Raw genomic sequence first — 1,827 nt, 5'->3', positions numbered from 1 at the left:
TGGGTGCGCCCAGCATGGGCGCACTCCTGTGGGTGAAAGTCCCGCCGTAAGCTGACCACAGCGAGCGAAGTGAAGCGCAACTGCGGAAGAGTAATCAACCGTGGGGAGGAAGCGTGGAGCATAAGTCACGAGCCGAGGAACACGAATCGCATAGAAGGCGCTGCCGAGCAGGGCGAGCGGGCCCATAACCGCGAAGCTCTTGTGGTCAAGGCGAAGTGGCGTAGATGCGGCGGTTGTGTGATGAAGGAGTGCGGCCCTTACCTGGGGACGCCCCGCCTTATGCCTGAAAGGGCGACGGTGAAAGTCGGAGCGGGGTCTCAGCAGAGGTCATAGTAGTCGGAGGTAGCGCCGGGAAGGCTCGACCCCTCTGACGAAGGACCGAACGAGTAGGAGTGAATCCGATATGTCGATGCAAAAAGCACAGCGTCAGATGCCTGCGCAAGCGGGGCGGGAAGTGATAGGGCAAGGTGAAGCCATGCCTGATGCTTTCAGCGACGAAGCATTCTGCCCGCGACATGCCACCGGAAACACGGGAACGGCGCTGCTGCAAGCGGCGCTGACAACAGAGAACCTGCGGCGGGCGTTCAAGCGGGTCCGTGCCAACAAGGGAGCGGCTGGCGTCGACGGTCTGGATATCAACCAGACGGCGCGTCAGCTTATGACCGCGTGGCCGGGTATACGCGAACAACTGCTGTCGGGGACGTACCGGCCCAGCCCGGTACGTCGGGTAACGATCCCGAAACCAGATGGTGGCGAGCGCGAGCTTGGCATACCGACGGTGACGGATCGCCTGATCCAGCAAGCACTGCTACAGGTGCTGCAACCGATACTTGATCCTACTTTCAGCGAGTACAGCTACGGCTTTCGTCCGGGCAGGCGTGCGCAGGACGCGGTTTTAGCCGCCCAAGCGTATGTCCAGTCGGGTTTGCGAGTCGTGGTTGACGTTGACCTGTCGAAATTCTTTGACCGGGTCAACCACGACATCCTGATCGACCGTCTGCGCAAACGCATCGACGACGCTGGAGTAATCTGGCTGGTCCGTGCCTACCTGAACAGCGGCATCATGGATGGAGGAGTGGTGCAGTCGCGGGAAGAAGGAACGCCACAAGGCGGTCCTCTGAGTCCGCTGCTGGCCAACGTGATGCTCGATGAAGTGGACAAGGAGCTGGAACGGCGCGGTCATCGCTTTGCGCGCTACGCCGACGATGCGAACGTGTATGTACGCAGCGTGCGGGCGGGTGAGCGGGTGATGGCGCTGTTGCGGCGCTGCTATGCCAAGTTGCACCTTCTGGTCAATGAAGGCAAGAGCGCAGTGGCCAGCGTCTTTGGCCGCAAGTTCCTCGGCTACAGTCTGTGGGTGGCGCGTGGGGGCGAAGTCAAACGCAAGGTGGCCAAAAAGCCTCTGGAAACGTTTAAACAACGGATTCGGGAGCTGACTGGTCGCTCCGGTGGGCGCAGTATGTCCCAAACGGTACAACAGCTTCGTTCCTATATGCTGGGATGGAAAGGCTACTTCAATCTGGCGCAGACTCCCAAGGTCTGGCGAACACTTGATGAATGGCTGCGTCACAGACTGCGGGCCATACAGCTCAAACACTGGAAACGCGGAACAACCATGTATCGGGAACTGCTGAAGCTAGGGGCTGCACCGTCGGTGGCAAAACAAGTGGCGGTCAACAGCCGCCGCTGGTGGCGCAATAGCGATAGACTGCTGAAAACAGTGCTGACAATCGGCTATTTCGACCGACTTGGAGTGCCTCGCCTGTCTTAACCTCAACTGCTCGAACCGCCCGGTGCGGACCCGCATGCCGGGTGGTGTGGCAGGGG

General features: G+C 60.3%; 1 protein-coding gene. It reads left to right on the top strand.

Annotated elements, in window-relative coordinates; all coding sequences use genetic code 11:
• Positions 1 to 403: 403 nt before the first annotated feature.
• The gene (gene ltrA / locus AC54AF_RS26995) at positions 404 to 1,771 is read left to right on the top strand and encodes a group II intron reverse transcriptase/maturase (protein WP_131386893.1); all 1,368 of its coding nucleotides are present in this window, start codon (positions 404 to 406) and stop codon (positions 1,769 to 1,771) included.
• Positions 1,772 to 1,827 lie beyond the last annotated feature (56 nt).

The organism is Janthinobacterium sp. JF4 (assembly GCF_059617925.1).
Note: the sequence above shows the minus strand (reverse complement) of the source record. Positions and strands in the feature narration are given on the sequence as shown.